The sequence below is a fragment of the Shinella agrisoli genome (assembly GCF_046557955.1).
Lineage (GTDB): Bacteria > Pseudomonadota > Alphaproteobacteria > Rhizobiales > Rhizobiaceae > Shinella.
Genome location: NZ_JBJIEP010000007.1, coordinates 43,780 through 62,041, shown reverse-complemented (window position 1 = coordinate 62,041; position 18,262 = coordinate 43,780). Strand labels below are relative to the sequence as shown.

The window sequence follows — 18,262 nt, the reverse complement described above, 5'->3', positions numbered from 1 at the left end:
ACGGCGGGCCGAAGCCCGCCGTCCGTTCTCTCGTCTTTGCTTACCCCCGGCTTACCGGTAGGGCGAATAGCAGACCCGGTAGATGCCGCCGCCTGCATGGTAGCGGTTGGTGTAGGGGTCGTAGGTGCGGTAGCGGTTGAGGCACCAGTTCACATGCGCACGCCGGCCGCCATAGTAGCGGGGCCGTTCGTAGCGCGGCCGGTAGTAGCGGCGCGGATGATAGTGACGGCGATGGTAGTAGCGTGGCCGCTCCCAGCCGCAGCGATAGCCGACGCAGAACTCCACCTGCGCGCGCGTGACGTCGCTCTTCGTCTGCGCCTTCATGTCCGGCACGGCAAGAGGGACCGCCTGGGCCGCCCCCATGGGCGCTATTGCGGAGGCGATGCCCATCGCGCAACCGAAAACGAGATTTCGAATCTTCGACATGTGATCCTCACTGGTTTCTGGCGGGATATCTCCCTGTCACGTCCCTGCTTTGCATTACGTTCACGCATTTTGTTTTATTCATGGTCGCGACCGTGCAGGCACGGGATGTATCGCCGGATTTTCGATCCGCAAGAGGCATGAGGTGGAAGCATGAGCCTGAAATTCGGAACAAGTGGCCTCAGGGGTCTTTCGGTGGATCTCGAGGGGCCGGCGAGCGCGCTCTATGCCACCGCCTTTGCCCGCCATCTTCTTGCGGCGGGTATCGCCCGGCCGGGCGACGAGGTCCTGGTCGGCCGCGATTTGCGCGCGTCCAGCCCCGCAATCTCGGCCATCGCGATCGCCGCGCTGCGCAAGGCCGGCCTTGCCCCGCGCGATTGCGGCGTGCTGCCGACGCCGGCGCTCGCCCTTCTCGGCCTTGAGCGCAAGGCCGCCGGCCTTATGGTGACGGGCTCGCACATTCCCGCCGACCGCAACGGCATCAAGTTCTATCGGCCGGACGGCGAGATCGACAAGGCGGACGAAGCGGCGATCACCGCCGCGGCGCAGGCCATCCGCGCCGAGGGCGTCGCCTTCGACGCGGCCCGGGAGGATGCCGAAAACCTGCACGAGGCCGCGATGGCGCTCTACGGCGCGCGCAACCGCGCGCTCCTGCCGGAAGGCGGCCTGGCCGGCCTTCGGATCGGCGTCTACCAGCACTCGACGGTGGCGCGCGACCTCTTCGTCTCGGTGCTTGCCCATTACGGCGCGGATGTCGTCGCGCTCGGCCGTTCGGAGACGTTCATTCCGGTCGATACGGAGGCGGTCTCCGCCGAGACCGTGACGCTTCTTCAGGGCTGGGCGGCGCAGCACGGGCTGCACGCGATCATCTCCGCCGACGGCGACGGCGATCGCCCGCTCGTCGCGGACGAGACCGGCACGCCGATCCGCGGCGACCTCGTCGGGCTCGTCGCCAGCCGTTTCCTCGGCGCGCGGGTCATCGCGACGCCCGTCACGTCGAATTCCGGCATCGAGGCGGCCGTCGCCGGCAAAGTGCTGCGCACGAAGGTCGGCTCGCCCTATGTGATCGCCGCGATGAACGAGGCGGTCGCCGCGGGCGAGACCGCCGTCGCGGGGTTCGAGGCGAACGGCGGCACGCTGACGGCGACGCCCTTCACCGTGAACGGCCATGTGCTTGCGCCGCTGCCGACGCGCGACAGCCTGATGCCGGTGCTTGCCGTGCTCGCGCTGCTGGCGGCCGGGGAGCGGCCGTTGTCGCAGGTCGCTGAGGGCTTCGCCCTGCCAGCAGCGGCAAGCGACCGGCTGGAAAACGTCCCGGTCGAGACGAGCGCAGCGCTGATGGCCGAGCTGCGCTCGGGTGCCGGTGCGCTCTCCGCCTTCCTCGCGCCGATCGGCGTGCCGGCGAAGACCAGCGACGTCGACGGCCTGCGCGTGACGCTGGAGGATGCCAGCGTCATCCACTTCCGTCCCTCCGGCAATGCCCCGGAAATGCGCTGCTATGTGGAGGCGGCCGACGAAGCCGCCGCCGCGCGCCTTCTGAAGGCCGGACTCCAGCGCATCCGCGAATGGGCTGTGAGCCGCTGAACGGCTTTCCGCGTATCTTCAACCGCAAGGCCGCTGCCCGCTTCGCGCAACATGCGGTTTTCGCCAAGCTGTTGCGAAAACTTCAAAAAGCCTGTTGACACCGGAGGGCGCTCCTTCTACATGCGTCTCCGTCGCCCAGATGGCGGAATTGGTAGACGCGCAGGTTTCAGGTACCTGTGCCGCGAGGCGTGGAGGTTCGAGTCCTCTTCTGGGCACCATTTCCTAGTTTTTCAACGTCCAAGGACGTCTGAGAAACCCCGAAATTCTCAAGGAGTTTCACCAGCATACGTCCAAGGACGTTTTCTGGCATCCGTTGGCATCTGCAAAATTTGTTGGTATGATCGTTGGCATCGGCATAACGGTACCAACAGGCACCAGCGATACGGCGATCCGATCCATCAAGCCGCGAGACAAGCAATTCAAGCTGACGGACGGCGGCGGCCTGTTCCTGCTCGTAAATCCGAACGGTAGCCGGTTGTGGCGGCTGGCTTATCGTTTCGGAGGTCGCCAGAAGCAGCTCGCTCTCGGTTCATATCCGGCAACGCTGCTTGCCGACGCGCGGGAAGCACGCCGCAGGGCGAAAGGGTTGCTTGAGGCCGGCATCGATCCGGGCGAGGAAAAGAAAGAGCGCAAGGTCGCTGTAAGGCTGCCAAAGAGGCCGCGGAGAACACCTTCGTCACTGTCGCAGAAAAATATCTCACCAAGGCAGAGAAGGAAGGGCGAGCGGCCATCACGATGAGCAAAGCTCGCTGGCTGCTGATCGACCTGGCAAAGGGCTTGGCGGACAAGCCGGTGCATGAGATTGCACCGAAGGATGTTCTAGCGGTGCTTCGCCCCGTCGAAGCTAAGGGCAACCATGAGACCGCCCGACGCATGCGCTCGACAATTGGCCGCGTCCTGCGGTTTGCCGTCGCCAACGGCTGGGCGGAACGGGATGCGACGGCTGATCTCAGGGGAGCGCTGACAGCCCCTAATGTTCAACATCGCGCCGCAATCGTGAGGCCGGAACCGCTTGGCACGCTGATGCGCGCTATCTATTCCTGGGAAGGCGGCCAGCCGACCACGATCGCCGCGCTGAAGCTGATGGCGCTTCTTGCCCTTCGGCCCGACGAAGTCCGTGCCGCACGGTGGGATGAGATCGATTTTGAGAAGCGGACGTGGACAGTTCCGTCAGGGCGCATGAAGATGCGGCGGGTGCACGCTACACCCCTGCCTGATCAGGCGATCGCGATTCTCAAGGAATTGCACCCGCTGACAGATCGGGGCGAATCCTCACTCATTTTCCCGTCCACAACTTCGTCCAAGATTCCGATTTCGGAGAACACCACGACAATTGCCCTGCGTCGGCTGGGCTTCGGCCCGGACCAGATGACCAGCCATGGTTTCCGTGCTGCGTTTGCCACGCTTGCAAACGAAAGCGGCAAATGGTCCGTCGATGCTATCGAGCGACAACTTGCGCACATGGAAGGAAGCGCCGTTCGCCGCGCATATGCGCGTGGTCAATATTGGGATGAGCGTGTTTCAATGATGCAATGGTGGGCGGATTATCTCGATCAGCTTCGGGAGGGCGCAAGAATCATTCCTCTTCAAGACAAGCGAAGGACGAAGCGACGATAGCTCAAATGCTCATTAGGGGGCTCCTTTTGCCTTTTGCCTTTTGCCGCCTTTTCCAGATAGGGCCGTTTCCCTTAGCTCCCATTCCCTTGAGCCATCCTTTCAAACCTTTCCCTGCCATTTTTCAACATGGCCCAATCCAATCGTTTCACCGTCCGAGATAGACGGAGGTGATCTGGATGCGCTCGTGGCCCAACTCACGGCTGATCTGCTGCCGCGCCTCGATGTCGATCGCGCGTTGCTCCGGCGTCAGCTCGCGAACGGCTGGGCCGCCGGCAGCCGGCGATTTCCAGCCGGTCAGCGCCTCGTATCGCATCTGCGCGTAGGCATGGCGCAGTCCATGCATGTTGCTCAAGCCCGCCGCCTTGCACTGGCCGTCATAGACATGGCGCTGCTCAATGTAACTCTTGTGCGCTGGGATCAACGAGCCGGAGCCGGCAAGCGCATGGGCCTGATCCAGCACGGCGCGCTGTTCCATGGTGGTGATTGGAACCATCCGCTCCCGGCCGCCCTTCGTCCACGAGCCCTTGAGCGCGATATGATTGCCGCGGTCGGCATAGGCGGGCTGGAATTTTATACACTCCTCCCGGCGCAGGCCGAACGCCTGCTGCAAGCGAAGGCTCATATGGACATGCACGTCGGTGACACGATCAAGATGGCCGCCGTCGAGGTCCTTCGTCCTGTTGTCGCCGCTCACGCTACCAACCTGCTGGCGCTGCGGAATGCCGAGCGCGGCGTTGCCGGCGGGGATCACGCCGGCCTTGCCGACCTTCCCAGCCCAGTAGCGCAGATGCGACATGCGGTTCCTGATCGTGCCGGCAGACAGGTTCTCGTCGTCCCAGCGTTCCAGCAGCGCGTCGACATGCTTTCCCTTCAGCGAGGTGGCGCGCATGTTGTGGAAGCCCATCTCCTTCAACTGGCTGGCCATCAGCGTCAGCGACTGCATTCGCTGGTGTTGCGTCTGAAAGCTGCCGTCCCTGTTGCGGCGGCAGAGCTGCTTCAACTCGTAGGTCAGATCGTCCATGGTCCATTCTCCGGGCAAAAGGGTCCTCGCACCCCGGCGCGCGTGCGGCGGGGCATTTGCGGTCTTTCTGTCTCCGAGCGGGTGCGTTGGGTCAGTGTTCATGCCATCCCGCGCGAAGCGGAATGCCCCGAAGGGCCCAGGGGCCAGATGCGCTCGATCACCTGTTGCCTCGAATGAGGCGTCCGTCCTCCTTCCTGCGGGAAGGCCAGGCGGAAGTGGCGCGGGGACAAGGCCGCGCGAGGATGATCGAGACGCAAGGGTCGGAAAAAGCCGCGCTTCATGGCGGGCGCGGTGTCGGTGTGCTGCCGCAGCATGACGAGAGGCGCGAAAAGATGCTGTTCTGGTGCATTGGAGAATCTCCTGTGAGACGTGGATGGACGATGATGGCTGCCGCAGGACGGCACGGCCGGGGTCGACGGCGAGGGATGCCGCAGCGAGCTTGAAGCTGGTGGAGACGACGCAGCGGCGAGTGAACGTTGCCGCAGATGAGCAAGGTGGAAGATTGCTGCCGCAGTCCGGCGAGAGCCGGAGACGGCCGAAGATGACGGTTGCCGCAGCGCCGATGAGACGCGCGACGAAAAACCCGCTTTTGCAGCAGGGTCCTGGGAAGATGCGGCCTATGGCGGCTGCGACAGGAGCAGGCTCCACCCTGTTGGCAGGGCCGACACGCGCGAGGGAGCCGGAGCGCGTCTGGGAATGGCCGATTGGGTACGGCCTTGCAGCAGAGATATGCTTGTCAAGCACGACCGCTTGCTGCGCCGGTCTCCGGTGTTCAAACCCGCCGGAAGGTCACTTGCAGAATCAACCTACCACGCCCATCGTCATGAGCCCATCAAATAATTGGATCGGGCGCTACGCCCTGTCGTTGCGGCAGTTGCCCGCGTCGTCACTGCGGCAGACAGCAACAGGAAGTTCATGTTCAACTGACATAATGAGGATTACCGACCTGTCGGTGATTGCGGGTTACTGGTTCGCTGCGCGGCCTCGCCAAACTGATTGTCCGGCAGCAATGGGCTGCCTGATCGGTGTTTGCCTTGCACGGTCAGGTAAGTCCTTCCCTAATCCATCCACGAATGGCGCGCCAGATGACCGAGAGGGGCAGACTCATGGCTTCCGCCAGATCCGCCGCCACAGCGAGCATTGCAGTATCATCGTGAAGGGGTATGCCCTGTTCCTTGATCGTTGCCGACCATGCTTCCCACAGAGCCGCATCCTGTTGCTCGGTCAGGACATGATGCCGCCCCCTCCTCTTGGGCATGCCGAGCGCCGCACAGCGGACGGCGACCTCCTGATGAGATAAGCCGTAAAAGCGGCTGACGAGGCTCGTGCTGGCTTCGAGCCGAAGCAAACGATCGATTTCTCCGATTTCCCTGAAGAGATCGTCCATCTGCCGAAACAGCCGGCGCAACACATTGCGATTGATTGTCACGGAACACCAGGAGATATTGGTATTCGCGAGGATGCTGGCCATTGCCGGGTGCTTCAGGGCTTCGAGGTCCTCGTTCTGAAACCCCATGGCTTTGGCCTTGCGGAGCTGACCGTTGCGCAGATCATGAAGCGCCTGTGCAATCACCGCCTGGTTGAGAGGGTGGGGACCAGACATGGGCAATCCGCCTCATGACTGAGTCATAGCGGGAAGCAATACCCGCTGACTTGGAAAATAAATGAAAAACTGCCTGCTGGCGTCGGTAAATCGCCTGATCTCGTATTCGAGCAACTCGTACTCGGAGAAGAGAAGCATCGTCAGGCGGTGATAGCCCTCGCGGCCCCTATGTTCGCAGTCCGCCCAGGGGATGGCGGCGCGCAGTTCGTCATTGCATGTGCAGGAGACCATAAAACGGAAATCGGTATGTACATAGTCGCAAAAGGTGTCATCCAGATCGCCACAACGTTGTGTCGCGAAGAAGCCTTTTGCGGCTGTGATGTTCGGCTTGTCGGACATGCGGCGGTCAACATTTCTCTTCTATTTTTCCCAAAGGGTTCGACCCTTCCCGAAGGGACGCGCATGCAGTGCTCCATGCGGTGTCTTGTGGGTAAAGCAAGCTGCGCAGAAACGCAGAGGTCATCTGCTGGACGAGGGCCACACGGGCGGGATTCTCGTCGGTGGTCTCGGTCACTTTGTAACCGGATATCCCTCCGAGCATATGTTCCCCGCCGTACAACGTGAGCAAGGCTTTCACTCCCGGGCTCAGGAAATACGGATCGGCAAACCAGTCGGGTCCCCGGACCGTGAGCGGAGAGTGGTCGTTGTCGCCGGCGACGACAAGCGTCGGTGTGCTCATATGAGTAAAAACGGAATTCAGATAGGGTAGATGTTCCCGAGCAAAGTCGCTCAGATCATCACCGCCCTGACCACCTGACGCGAGCAGAATGCCGGCTTTGATCCGCCGGTCGGACATATCCTTTCCGGCACCGTCTCCCGTGCCGAGCATTCTCGCGCCCAGCAGCATACTGGTCGTCTGTCCGCCAAAAGAATGTCCTGCCGCTGCGATCCTGCTGCGATCAAGCCGCCCTTGCAGGCCCGGCAATGACAATTCAACGAGATCAAGATTGTCGAGAATGAGTTCGATATCGGCAACACGTTGCCTCCAGATTCCCGGCCTTCTCGGATCGTCCTCGGCAAGTCCCAGCCGCTTTGCATCAAGATGAGTGGGCTGGATGACGGCAAAGCCTCTCGCCGCCCAATAGTCAACCAACGGGGCATAGCCATCCATCGACGAACCATACCCGTGTGAAAAAACGATGATCGGTAGTTCTTCTTCGGTGGCAGAAGCAGACACCCGGACCTGCAAATCCTCACCGCGCTCGGGCGAAGCTGGCAGCACAACGGAGCGAACGGATGCGACAGGCACCGGCGCATCCATATTCTGGTCTCGAAAGGAGGCCGTGATCATTGGAAATTCTCCTCGTTCATCACACGCGGCATCCACAAATTCTCGCGGAGCTGGTCAGTTTTGTTGACTAGATCTGGATATTGGACGAGATTTGCGTCGTCAAAAGCATATCTTCAGGACCAGGGCAGATGGATATGACCACGCAAATCGATGCGTCGAACGATTGTGCCGGTGTCAGCTCCCTTCTCAATCGGGTTGGCGACAAGTGGACGGTGCAGGTGGTCGTCGCGCTTCAGGACGACGCGCGGCGTTTCAACGAGATCAAGCGACGCGTCGCGGGCATTTCCCAGCAGATGCTAACCCGAACTCTGAAATCGTTGGAACGAGACGGATTGGTCGAACGCTGCGTGAGACCGACCACACCGCCACAGGTCGAGTACAGATTGACTGAACTCGGTCGATCGCTTTCGAAGCCGGTCAAGGAGTTGGCAGAGTGGGCGATCTCACATCGCGCTGCAATTCGTGACAATCAAGTCCGATACGATACAAATCGTTGAAGCCTGACTTTCCTCTCGCGCCATTCATCCAGACGCTCGTCGTGGCCAATTATCCTGGCATCGGATGTGGTGACTGAGGTCCGCCCGCTCCGAAATTTCTCGTGAGCAGGTATGGAGTATCGTTCAGAAACAGTGTCTCTGCTAAAGTTGGCGAGCGTATCGCGGTCAACTATGCGCTGCCTTAAGATAAATGAGTGGGGCTGACGCCAGTCTGCCTCCTGAACATCGCTATGAAAGCAGATGGGCTACTGTAGCCAAGATCGTTAGCGGTTTCCTGTATCGATTTTCCCTTCTCGATTAGCGAGAGAGACGCGACCAGCTTCGACCTTTGCCGCCACTCGTTGAATGGTATGCCAAGGTCGCTTTGGAAACGGCGCGACAGAGTTCTTTCTGTCGTCTGGAGGGTACGCGCCCACTCGGCCAGCGATCGTCTGTCGCCAGGTTTCTTTAAAAGCGCATCGATGATGGGCCGCAGCAGATCGTCGTCGGATACGGGCAAATAGCTTTCCCGGCGTGGTGCCTTCAACAGTTGATCCACGAGAACCAGAGCCAGGCGGATATCGTCCTCCGTCTTCGGCACTGTGATGCGGCGGGCGGCAAAGTCTGCCAGAATGGCCTTTATCAAAGGGCTTAAGGCCAGGGTGCAGGCGGTTTCCGGCATGCCCACGCAAAGATCCTGATTAATGTATATCGAAACAAATTTAACATTCTGTCGGTTGTAGCAGCGATGAAGCGCGTCCGCCGGTATCCATGTCGCGTAGTGAGGCGGACAGAGAAATCGCCGTCCCTCGACACAGGCCTCCATCACCCCTGTAACCGCATAGCCCACTTTGCACCAGGGCTGACGCCGAGATGCAAACTCGCCGCCAGCTTCATAGTTCTCCGTGCGAAATGACAGCGGGGCCGGGTACTCCCCCGCAGGAATTTGACGCTTCATCATGTCCGATCACCACGAGTGTCTGTCTTATTATCGCTATATAATGACAAACAGACATCTGATAGGCAAGCGTAAGTCTGAAAGCTGGAGCGCTATGGATGCCTGTAAAATACCTGTTATTCTCCCTGCTCGCGGTATCGATCTGGGCTGGAAATACAATCGTCAGCAAGTTGGCGGCGGGCGCCATACCGCCCGGCGTGATTGCCTTCGAACGATGGCTGATTGCATTCGTTATCCTGACGCCTTTTGTTGTAAAGGACGCCTGGAGGCATCGGGCCACAATTGGCAAACATCTCCCGAAGCTTGCGATTCTGGGGCTACTGGGCATGGCCATGTGTCAGGGCCTTGGATACTATGCGCCAGTTTTACTTCGGCGACGAACATGGCGATCCTGCTGTCGCTGGTGCCGCTCCTCACATTAATACTGAGCGCTATTTTCCTCAGCGATAAACCCTCGGCCCTTGCGGTCCTTGGCGGTATCATTTCCTTGTGCGGGATTTTCATCGTGCTCGGACAAGGCGACCTGTCTCGCCTTCTGTCGTACGGTGTCGGGCGCGGAGACGCAATCATGCTACTGGCGGTTCTCGCCTACGCGGGCTACGGAATTCTGCTGAAACAGTGGCCGATGCCGCTCGCCGTATGGACATCGATCTATATTCAGATCGGTTTTGCTATTCTCTTTCTGCTTCCAAGCTACCTCATGGAAAGCGCTTCAGCCTTCACAGTGCCGAACCTTGTCATGATCCTTTACGCCGCCATTCCAGGATCCATTCTTGCACCCTTCGTCTGGATGTCAGCAGTCAAGCATCTCGGTGCAGGGCGGACTGCAATCTTCATGAACCTGATACCGATCATGACCGCCGTTGTCGCCGCAATCTTTCTGGGCGAAACGCTGCACATCTATCACCTGGTCGGCGGGGGAATGACCATAGCCGGGATCATTCTTGTTCAAAGAAAACCGCTACACTCCAGGGATGGGCTGAAAAGATCGTCAAACAGCAAAGCCGAAGAAGCTTTATAGGTTAAATTCCTGGGCAAAATAATAACCATCCGCTATCCGGCGACGACATCGCCCTGAGCCTGGGATCGGCACCTTGCCTCCCTGGCAGCGACAATGAAACTCCTTAGTGCCGATAACAATTGCTTAGCAGCGTCGACTTTCAGCCCATCGCCTCATTGGCCTGCGAGTTTTTCACAAGATCAATGAATGCTCTCAGCTTGGGCTGTGTCTGCATTGCGGCAGGGAAATACAAAAACACGCCGTCGTCCTTGCCGATCTGGTCGAGGAACAGGAGTTCGAGTTCCCCCCGCCGGAGCTCCTCGTAAACTTCCAGCTCCTGCACGTAGGCAAGGCCAACGCCGGCTTTCGCCAGGCGGACGAGCGAGAGCCGATCGTCCACGATGAGCTGCTGGGGCACCTTCACACGAACCGTCTTCCCGTCTTGCTCGAATTCCCAGATGTGAAGCGTCCGCGATCTCGGGAAGCGGTATAGAACGGCTTTGTGCTGCGGCAGGTCTTCGAGACGGTCCGGCCTTCCGGCCTTCGCCAGATAGCCGGGGCTTGCCGCGATCCCCCATCTGCCTTCCGGCATCAGCCGCACCGCGATCATGTCCTTGTCGATGGACTCGCCCAGCCGGATTCCCGCGTCGAACCCTTCGGCGACGAGATCGACCAAGGAGTCGTTCACCGATACGTCGAGCGCCACCTTCGGGTAGAGTTCCTGGAAGCGCTCGATGATCGGCTCGACCGCGTATCGCATGGCCGTTCGGGGTATGGTAAGGCGGAGCGTGCCCGTCGGCACCGACTGAGCCGTGCTCAACGCCTGTAGCGCGTCGCCGATCTCGTCGGCCGCGCGGTCGAGGCGCTGGAACAGTTCCGCACCGGCCTCGGTCAGTCTCACATGCCGCGTCGTGCGCTGAAAAAGCTTCGTCTGATAGCGCGCTTCAAGGGTCCGGATCGCTTTGCTCATCGCCGTCGGGCTGATCCCCATCGCCTCGGCGGCAGGCGTGAATCCGCCATGGCGCGCCACGGCCAGGAAGTGCGGAAGTCCGTCGAATAGATCTCGATTCATGGTGTGGGCCAGCTTGGAACGATGGTCTGCGCATCGGTGCGCACTTTACGATAGCGTACAACCACCAATCCATGAACCTGAAGTTCATGGCCCTTGTCGCCAACGCGCGATTATCTCCACAATCGAAATTGCTACATCCTGTTCATCGAAGCGAGTTGAGCGGTCCTTACGGGGCTCGGCAACATTCTGCCGGGCGCCGGCAGAAAAGGAGTAAGCAATGTCGCAGACCGTCCTGATAACGGGCACGTCGACCGGGATCGGTCGCGAAACTGCCAAGCTGTTCCAGTCTCAAGGCTGGAACGTCATCGCCACAATGCGCGCACCGGAGAAGGAGACGGAGCTGAACCAGCTCGAAAACGTCCGTGCGCTCCGTCTCGATGTGACGGACGAAGAGAGCATCCGCGCGGCCGTTGCCCAAGGCACGTCCGAATTCGGATCGATCGATGTCCTGGTGAACAACGCCGGTTTCGGATCCTTCGGCCTGCTCGAAGCCACGTCTCTCGACGCGATCCGCGAGCAGTTCGAGGCCAATGTCGTCGGCCTGCTCGCCACCACCAAGGCGGTTCTGCCGCATATGCGGGAACGCCGGCAGGGCGTCGTCGTGAACATCAGTTCGATGGGCGGCTGTATCGGGTTCCCGCTCGGAACGCTCTATCACGGCAGCAAGTTCGCGGTGGAAGGTCTCTCCGAAGCGCTGTCCTATGAGCTCGCCGCGGTCGGCATCCGGGTGAAGATCGTCGAGCCGGGTATGGTCCGGACCGACTTCTCCGGGCGATCGGTTCGCTTCAGCGACGACGAATCCCTCTCGGAGTATCGCGACGTAGTCGCAAACTTCGCCGACGGCTACGCAGCCATCAGCGATACCCCTCCCGCCGAGCCGGACGAGGTGGCGCGAACGATCTTCGCCGCGGCGACCGACGGCACAGATCGGTTGCGCTACGTCAGCGGCCAAGACGCCGAAAGGCTTCTCGCACGCCGCTTGCGCGAGGATGACAGCACCTTCTTCGTATTCCTGCGAGGCGCTTTCAGAATCTGACCTGGTGGCCTGTTTCCAACGCCTGGTGCCCTCGCCTGATGGCAGCGAAGATCTTTCGGGATCGGCAGTCCAGCGCAAGGACTCCGTCACGACACCGGGGGCAAGCTGCCCCTGATTTATCTTCGGTCGCCTTTGATGGAAATAGCGCGCTGCACCGAAGGACGGTCCAACAGTCGTTCGAAATAGGTAGCCGTCATGGGGAACTGATCAAAGCCGCCTAGTAGTACCTTGATGTATTTCAGGGTGAAGAACAGATGGCAATCAGCGATGGTGAAATCATCTCCATTCACATACCGCAGATCCCCAGCGGCGCGTTCAATGCGCATCAAGAACCGCTCCAGCATCTTTGTGAAGAAGGCCAAAACCTCGGCTTGGGCCGCCTCGGAGGACGTCAACTCCTTACGGCGAAATCCCATGCCGAGCGGCTTTTGCAAGTCGGAGATGCTGTAAGCCAGCCAACTCAGAACATCATAGCGAGACCGTTCACCCGAGGGTGGCAGCAATCGCGAGGCGGGCGCCAGATCCGCGAGGTACGTTAAAATTGCAAGATTCTGCGTAAGAACACTGCCGTCATCCAGAACAAGAGTTCCGACTTGCGAGAGTGGATTGAAGCTCTCAAGGAGATCGATATTGACCTTCTTCGATTTGCTTGTCTCGATCAGCTTGCACTTGATCTGGGCTTCCTCGATAGCAATTAAGCCGGGGACGGAGCTTGTTTCTGTCGAGTAAAAGTACTTCATAGGCCTTCTCCTTAGGCAGATGCTGCCGCCCTTCGGTGACGTTGATCGACGAACCCCACCGCATAGCGCGCGGTTCAACCTTCTGGCGCGAGTTCGGCGTGGCCGCCATCTACCCGCAATTCGGTGCCGGTCGAGAAGCTGCTTTCGCCCGACGCAAGGAACAAGGCCGCTGCGGCGACTTCTTCCGGACGGCCCATCCGCTTCATCGGCACCACGCTTGCGGCATATGCACGAAACTCGGCGACGGCTTCCGGCGTCGGCGCTTGAGTTTCGATGATGGGAGTATCGACAGGACCGGGGCTGAGCGTATTGACGCGGATACCGCGCGGCAGCAACTCGGTCGCAAACGTCCTCACCAGCGAGCGCACCGCCGCCTTCGACGCGTTGTAGACGCTCACGCCGGCGTCGCCGCGAATGTTGAGTGAAGACGATACCATGATGATAGAGCCGCCATCATTCAGGATCGGCAGCGACTTCTGCACGGTGAAGAACGCTGCGCGGACATTGAGATCAAAGATTCTATTGAAGTGGTCGGCATCCACGTCGGGAAGCATCACCCGGTCCACCCGACCGGCGTTGTCCAGCCTGCGACCGTCGACGGCTATGCGCGCATAGACCGCGTCAAGCTCGTCCGTTTTGGTGATATCGGCCTGGATCGCGGCAGCCCCGGCACCGATCTCGGAGACAGTCTCCGCCAACTCCGCTTCGCGGCGGCCCACGACATAGACGAACGCGCCCTCGTCCGCGAACCGCCGGGCTGTGGCGCGACCGATCCCGCTATTTCCGCCGGTGATAATCGCGACCTTGTTCTTCAGTTTTTCCATTTTTGCTCTTCGCTTTCCAAGCTTGTACTGATGATGACGGCCCGATCCCAATCACGGATGCTCGTCGATTGAGTCCACGCGTCGCGGATAGGAGCCGGCGAACGCTCCGAGTTTTGGCAACTTCAGATTTGCGCCATGCCGCCGTCGACGCTGAGCTCGATGCCGTTGACGAAGCTGCTATCGTCGGATGCAAGGAATAGGGCCGCTCTGGCGAGTTCCTCGGCTTCACCGAACCGGCCGAGGGGGATCGCCTGGGACACCATCTCCTCCATCGCTTGGGCCTCTGCTTCATCGAGACCGGCCTTTCCGAGGATTGGCGTCCGGACCGGCCCGGGACTGAGAACATTGACGCGGATCTTGCGGTCGCGCAGGTCCTTGGCCCAACTCCGCGCGAACGAGCGAAGCGCCGCCTTCGTGGCGGCGTAGACATTATGACTGTCGAGCGCGACATAGCTGGCGATCGAGCCGGTCATGATGATCGAGCCGCCATCAGAGATGACCGGCAACGCCTTCTGTATGCCGAAATACGTGCCCCTCACATTGACGGCGAAGGTCTGATCGAACATGTCGACTGACGCGTCCTGGAAGGTGGACAAGGTGATGACGCCAGCATTGGCAAAATAGATATCGATCCTGCCGAAGCGGTCCCTGGCGAGAGCCACGAGCCTGTCGTGATCGTCGAGGTTGGCGATGTCGCCCACGAAACCCACAGCGTCATGACCGGTTTCCCGGACCGCCTCGTCAACGGCCTCGCGTCTACGCCCGGTGAGGATCACCCTGGCGCCCTCTTGGGCGAACAGTTTCGCGGATTCAAGCCCGATGCCGCTGTTGCCACCGGTGATCAGCGCGACCTTGCCGTGGAGTTTGCCCATGCTCGTTTCTCCTTTGCTTCATACAATTCGATAATTATATAAACGTCGAAATGTAAAAGACAAGAGTGTGCTATCCTGGTGGAAACTGGATCCGAATCGTCGAAGAGGGTGGAATGGATGCGACGCTGCTAAGTGAGCGCGAGCTAACGAAGATCGGCAAGGCGCTGGCTGAACCGCGGCGTGTCAGGATTCTTCAGGAACTCGGGGCGGCGGTTGATACAACAATGGCGTGCTCGGCTCTGGTCTCGATCGAAGACGTGAGCGCGTCGACCGCGACGCATCATATGCAGGAGCTGGAAAATGCGGGTCTCGTCGAGATTTCCCGGCAAGGGAAGTTCTCGTTTATCACCTTCAGGCGTGAGAAACTGGCCGCCTACCTGGAGCATCTGGCCCGCATCTAGGCCTCCGATTGCTGCGGCAGTTGGCGTAAGGCAAGCGATCTATCATCGGCTTTGCCCAACCAATGCTCGTGGTGTCGATCAAAAGCCGATCGACGCGGCCGACATGAGGTAGTCGTCCTCTTGCCGAATAGGTAAATGGAGCCGCAGTGCTGGAACATCGCCAGCGCACTACCCATCCGTCCTGCCGCCAAAGCACACGAATGACGCTCCTTGTAGCAACCACGCGACGCATCCGAGCCATGAGTGCACACTATCCAATAGCGGCCGGTTTAGAGTCCGGAGCATCCTGAAAAAACGGAACCAGAGCTGCTATGATCTCGTCCGGGCGGTCCTCCGGCAGAAGATGGCCTCCTATCGTCTCGGTGCCCGTGACATCGTCGGCCCAGCCCTTCCAGATGTCGATCCATTTCGACTGACTCGCCTCTTCCTTGCGGCGCGGCCATAGCACGAAGACAGGGCAATCCAGCTTGCGGCCTGCCGCCCGATCCGTCTGGTCGTGTTCGAGATCCTCTCCCAGCGCAGCACGATAATCCTCGCACATGGCGTGCCGCACCGCCGGATTTCGGAAAGCGGCGCGGTAAGCCGTTCCAGCACGATCTCGCGTGCCGCGCGCTGCTCACGCGTTTCCTCGTCGACCAACTGCATCAGCGTGGCAAGCCGGGGGCGATCGCGAACGAGAACCACATCCGGCAACAGTGAGACAAGCAGGGCCGAATCCGGCGCGCCGAAGCTGCAATGGCCGATCCGCATGCGCAGATCGGCAGGACCGTCGTGGCGTCCGACCCGGAAATGCCCTTCGCCGACCTGTGTCGGGATCATGGCGGACAGATCGGCCGGCGCATCGATGCTCTCGTTGACCAGGTTCCGCATCGCCGGCGCAAGGACAAAGTCGCCTGCCTGGAGGATGAATGATTGATGTTCGTCGAACGTAAGGCGGCAACTCCCCTCCAGGATCGCGCAATAGAAAGGTTCGCCTGTCGCCTCACGATGAATTCGCCACGAGCCCGCGCATTCCACCAGTTTCGAGAAGCGGGCGGCAGGCTGTAGCAGAGTGACGATTTCGGCAAGAGGATCGACGGCCATTGTCAGGACTAACGCTAAAGGAATGCGGACTATAGCCTATATAAAGTCCGTGGTCTGGTCACTACCATAATGACGTTCACCTTACATGGAGATGTCGATGCCTACGATATTGATCACCGGTTGCTCGTCCGGTTTCGGTCTGGAAACCGCAAAACTGTTCCTCGAAAGGGGGTGGGACGTGATCGCGACGATGCGAACACCCAACGAAGATCTGCTGCCGGCCTCCGGGAACCTGCGCGTGCTTGCGCTCGACGTCACCGATTCGACCAGCATCGCTCAGGCAGTGGAAGCGGCAGGCCGCATCGACGTTCTGGTCAACAATGCCGGCTTCGGCGCGCCAACTCCGGTCGAACTGACAGCACCGGAAACGGTGCAGGCATTGTTTCAGACGAACACGATCGGAACACTGGCGATGGTTCAGGCTGTCGTGCCGCAAATGCGGCGGCGCCGGGCCGGAGTCGTCATCAACGTCACTTCCACGATAACGGTCAAGACATTGCCGGTCGTCGGGGTCTACCGCGCGAGCAAGGCGGCGGTAAACGCCTTCACCGAGTCATTGGCGGTGGAAATGGAGCCATTTGGTGTGCGCATCCATATCGTCTTGCCGGGCCGTTCGCCGGAAACGCGCTTTGGCGCCAATGCCCGTCCGCATCTGCGTGGCATGGACGACCCGGACTATGCGCCGCTTCTCCAGCAATTCGTAAAAGGTGTGCAGGAAGACACAGGTCCCATGACCCATGCGCCCGACGTGGCAGAGGCGGTTTGGCGAGCCGCCACCGACCCATCTGCCCCACTGCGTATTCCCGGTGGTGCGGACGCGGAGCTTTGGATGGCCGAGGCAGGTCTTTAACCGGACCTGCGGCGGCCGTAGCGTATGTCGGCGGCTCACTCAGCAGAGGCTATTTCGCCCGATAGAGTGTAGGAGCCTAAAAATTCCACGATAGTTCACTCTAAGTTTGTTGGCACAATCGTTGGCATCATAAAATTAAAGAATATAAATTTATAAATATTTATCAGTAATATATATAAATTTTATTACGCCTCTTCTGGGCACCATTTCCTAGTTTTTCAACGTCCAAGGATGTCTGAGAAACCCGAAATTCTCAAGGAATTTCATCGACATATGTGCAGCTACGTTTGCCGGTATCTTCGGAACCGGAAGAACTCGCTGTATCATTGTTGGTATCGAGATTACGGTACCAAAGACCCACATGCACATGACGACGGACAGGCATCCGTGATGCGGCGCTCCGCTTACAGCGGATCGCTTATCGTCCGTCGGCCGTCAAAGCTGCTCTCTCTCTCTCTCTCTCTCTCTCTCTCGATTCTGAACCGGCAAAATCGCTTTCGGATGCGCGGGGAGTACGACGGAAGCAGTCTTTCCGCCCCGCCTTCTGCCTGTACGACGGGGCCATTTCCAGACACGATTTTCCGTCTTGCAATGTTCTTCATTTGTTCGCATTATTGGGCCATGCAGATGACGTTCAGCTTTTGGGCTACCGAGGATATGGAGTGGGTGAGGGACCGGCTGAGGCTCTGCTTTGGCCGCCCTCGACCGGTCCGTGTCCGAACGCCCGTCGGCCAGCTGGTGAAATCGCTGATCAGCAGCCGCACGCGTGATGAAGTCTCGTTGGGCGCCTATCAGCGCCTCGTTGAGGCCTATCCCGAATGGTCTGGCATCGCGCAGGCGCCGACGGCCGATGTCGAGGGTGTCATCGGCGATGTGACCTTTCCCGACGTGAAGGCGCGGCATCTTGGCGACGCCCTGGCCGCCATAGCGGTGTATCGACCGGATTTCGACCTGACGTTTCTCGGTAGCCTGGGCGTCGTGCGGGCGCTCGCATGGCTGGAACGTCTGCCGGGTGTCGGCCGAAAGGTTTCGGCGTCCACCCTCAACTTCAGCACATTGTACATGCCGGCATTCGTGGTGGACACGCATATCCTGAGGATATTGCGCCGATTCGGGTTTGTCCGAGGCACGGCCGACACGCGAGCCGCCTACGACCTGACGATGGCGGCGTTGCCTGACTGGAGTGCCGATGATCTTGCAGAACTCCATGTCTTGATCAAACGCCTGGGGCAGACCATCTGCTGCGCCGACCGCGCCAATTGTCGAAGCTGCCCGATCAGCCGGCGCTGCCAGGCCGCCGCTGCACGTTCCCGGCATCCGGCGACGGTGATGGCAGATTCTCGGCCTGGGCCGGCCGAGCGTTAGGCAGGAGAGGCGGTCGGCGCTTTTTCGGCTTCCCGTTCGAGAAAAC

At 60.0% G+C, this 18,262-nt stretch carries 20 protein-coding genes, 1 tRNA gene and 1 pseudogene; 11 read left to right on the top strand and 11 right to left on the bottom strand.

From position 1 onward, the window contains the following. Positions 1-51: 51 nt before the first annotated feature. Complete coding sequence (locus ACIIOY_RS09190; RefSeq protein ID WP_411034350.1) at positions 52-426, bottom strand: BA14K family protein; 375 nt, start codon at positions 424-426, stop codon at positions 52-54. A 150-nt stretch (positions 427-576) separates the two neighbouring features. Between ACIIOY_RS09190 and ACIIOY_RS09185 the strand changes: the two genes are divergently transcribed. The 4 genes from ACIIOY_RS09185 to ACIIOY_RS09170 all read left to right on the top strand — a co-directional run bounded on the left by ACIIOY_RS09185 (position 577) and on the right by ACIIOY_RS09170 (position 3,624). Beyond that, positions 577-2,007 carry a phosphohexomutase domain-containing protein gene (locus tag ACIIOY_RS09185; RefSeq protein ID WP_411034349.1) on the top strand — a complete coding sequence of 477 codons (1,431 nt, stop codon included), beginning with the start codon at positions 577-579 and terminating at the stop codon, positions 2,005-2,007. A gap of 133 nt (positions 2,008-2,140) precedes the next feature. After that, a tRNA-Leu gene (locus ACIIOY_RS09180) sits at positions 2,141-2,225 on the top strand. A 95-nt stretch (positions 2,226-2,320) separates the two neighbouring features. Beyond that, complete coding sequence (locus tag ACIIOY_RS09175; protein WP_411034348.1) at positions 2,321-2,746, top strand: Arm DNA-binding domain-containing protein; 426 nt, start codon at positions 2,321-2,323, stop codon at positions 2,744-2,746. Further along, on the top strand, positions 2,737-3,624 hold the full coding sequence (locus tag ACIIOY_RS09170; protein WP_411034529.1) for a tyrosine-type recombinase/integrase: 888 nt from the start codon (positions 2,737-2,739) through the stop codon (positions 3,622-3,624). The genes ACIIOY_RS09175 and ACIIOY_RS09170 overlap by 10 nt, the downstream gene beginning before the upstream one ends. Positions 3,625-3,769: 145 nt before the next feature. Here ACIIOY_RS09170 and ACIIOY_RS09165 read toward each other — a convergent pair whose 3' ends face one another. The 4 genes from ACIIOY_RS09165 to ACIIOY_RS09150 all read right to left on the bottom strand — a co-directional run bounded on the left by ACIIOY_RS09165 (position 3,770) and on the right by ACIIOY_RS09150 (position 7,539). Beyond that, on the bottom strand, positions 3,770-4,645 hold the full coding sequence (locus ACIIOY_RS09165) for a phage integrase N-terminal domain-containing protein (RefSeq protein WP_411034347.1): 876 nt from the start codon (positions 4,643-4,645) through the stop codon (positions 3,770-3,772). A 1,042-nt stretch (positions 4,646-5,687) separates the two neighbouring features. Beyond that, complete coding sequence (locus tag ACIIOY_RS09160; RefSeq protein WP_411034346.1) at positions 5,688-6,248, bottom strand: DUF2857 domain-containing protein; 561 nt, start codon at positions 6,246-6,248, stop codon at positions 5,688-5,690. A gap of 12 nt (positions 6,249-6,260) precedes the next feature. Continuing rightward, positions 6,261-6,587, bottom strand: coding sequence for a hypothetical protein (locus ACIIOY_RS09155; protein ID WP_411034345.1), 327 nt, complete (start codon positions 6,585-6,587; stop codon positions 6,261-6,263). Between the two features lie 7 nt (positions 6,588-6,594). Further along, complete coding sequence (locus tag ACIIOY_RS09150; RefSeq protein WP_411034344.1) at positions 6,595-7,539, bottom strand: alpha/beta hydrolase family protein; 945 nt, start codon at positions 7,537-7,539, stop codon at positions 6,595-6,597. A 128-nt stretch (positions 7,540-7,667) separates the two neighbouring features. On the opposite strand from ACIIOY_RS09150, the gene ACIIOY_RS09145 reads away from it, so the two are divergent. After that, positions 7,668-8,036, top strand: coding sequence for a winged helix-turn-helix transcriptional regulator (locus ACIIOY_RS09145; RefSeq protein WP_411034343.1), 369 nt, complete (start codon positions 7,668-7,670; stop codon positions 8,034-8,036). Positions 8,037-8,217: 181 nt separating this feature from the next. On the opposite strand, the gene ACIIOY_RS09140 is transcribed toward ACIIOY_RS09145, so the two are convergent. Then, complete coding sequence (locus tag ACIIOY_RS09140; RefSeq protein WP_411034342.1) at positions 8,218-8,976, bottom strand: AraC family transcriptional regulator; 759 nt, start codon at positions 8,974-8,976, stop codon at positions 8,218-8,220. Positions 8,977-9,071: 95 nt separating this feature from the next. Between ACIIOY_RS09140 and ACIIOY_RS09135 the strand changes: the two are divergent. Beyond that, positions 9,072-9,424 (top strand): annotated as a pseudogene (locus ACIIOY_RS09135) (EamA family transporter); the annotation flags it as partial. Positions 9,425-9,541: 117 nt separating this feature from the next. Continuing rightward, positions 9,542-9,994, top strand: a complete 453-nt coding sequence (locus tag ACIIOY_RS09130; protein ID WP_411034528.1) for a DMT family transporter — start codon at positions 9,542-9,544, stop codon at positions 9,992-9,994. 139 nt (positions 9,995-10,133) lie between these two features. Here ACIIOY_RS09130 and ACIIOY_RS09125 read toward each other — a convergent pair whose 3' ends face one another. Next, a complete protein-coding gene (locus tag ACIIOY_RS09125) occupies positions 10,134-11,045 on the bottom strand; it encodes a LysR substrate-binding domain-containing protein (RefSeq protein WP_411034341.1) in 912 nt (303 codons plus the stop codon). 217 nt (positions 11,046-11,262) lie between these two features. Here ACIIOY_RS09125 and ACIIOY_RS09120 point away from each other — a divergent pair, with 217 nt between their 5' ends. Next, positions 11,263-12,081: an SDR family oxidoreductase gene (locus ACIIOY_RS09120; RefSeq protein ID WP_411034340.1), complete on the top strand. Its 819-nt coding sequence runs from the start codon at positions 11,263-11,265 to the stop codon at positions 12,079-12,081. Positions 12,082-12,197: 116 nt separating this feature from the next. Here ACIIOY_RS09120 and ACIIOY_RS09115 read toward each other — a convergent pair whose 3' ends face one another. The 3 genes from ACIIOY_RS09115 to ACIIOY_RS09105 form a co-directional block, all read right to left on the bottom strand. Beyond that, positions 12,198-12,821, bottom strand: a complete 624-nt coding sequence (locus ACIIOY_RS09115; protein ID WP_411034339.1) for a glutathione S-transferase family protein — start codon at positions 12,819-12,821, stop codon at positions 12,198-12,200. Positions 12,822-12,895: 74 nt separating this feature from the next. Then, positions 12,896-13,645: an SDR family NAD(P)-dependent oxidoreductase gene (locus ACIIOY_RS09110; protein WP_411034338.1), complete on the bottom strand. Its 750-nt coding sequence runs from the start codon at positions 13,643-13,645 to the stop codon at positions 12,896-12,898. A 122-nt stretch (positions 13,646-13,767) separates the two neighbouring features. Then, positions 13,768-14,517, bottom strand: a complete 750-nt coding sequence (locus tag ACIIOY_RS09105) for a glucose 1-dehydrogenase (protein ID WP_411034337.1) — start codon at positions 14,515-14,517, stop codon at positions 13,768-13,770. Positions 14,518-14,630: 113 nt separating this feature from the next. On the opposite strand from ACIIOY_RS09105, the gene ACIIOY_RS09100 reads away from it, so the two are divergent. Further along, positions 14,631-14,918 carry an ArsR/SmtB family transcription factor gene (locus ACIIOY_RS09100; protein WP_411034336.1) on the top strand — a complete coding sequence of 96 codons (288 nt, stop codon included), beginning with the start codon at positions 14,631-14,633 and terminating at the stop codon, positions 14,916-14,918. A 351-nt stretch (positions 14,919-15,269) separates the two neighbouring features. On the opposite strand, the gene ACIIOY_RS09095 is transcribed toward ACIIOY_RS09100, so the two are convergent. Continuing rightward, positions 15,270-16,001, bottom strand: coding sequence for a cupin domain-containing protein (locus ACIIOY_RS09095; RefSeq protein ID WP_411034335.1), 732 nt, complete (start codon positions 15,999-16,001; stop codon positions 15,270-15,272). A 97-nt stretch (positions 16,002-16,098) separates the two neighbouring features. On the opposite strand from ACIIOY_RS09095, the gene ACIIOY_RS09090 reads away from it, so the two are divergent. Both ACIIOY_RS09090 and ACIIOY_RS09085 read left to right on the top strand, forming a co-directional pair. Then, positions 16,099-16,851: an SDR family oxidoreductase gene (locus ACIIOY_RS09090; RefSeq protein WP_411034334.1), complete on the top strand. Its 753-nt coding sequence runs from the start codon at positions 16,099-16,101 to the stop codon at positions 16,849-16,851. Between the two features lie 738 nt (positions 16,852-17,589). Next, complete coding sequence (locus ACIIOY_RS09085) at positions 17,590-18,216, top strand: endonuclease III domain-containing protein (RefSeq protein WP_411034333.1); 627 nt, start codon at positions 17,590-17,592, stop codon at positions 18,214-18,216. The last annotated feature ends 46 nt before the right edge of the window (positions 18,217-18,262 follow it).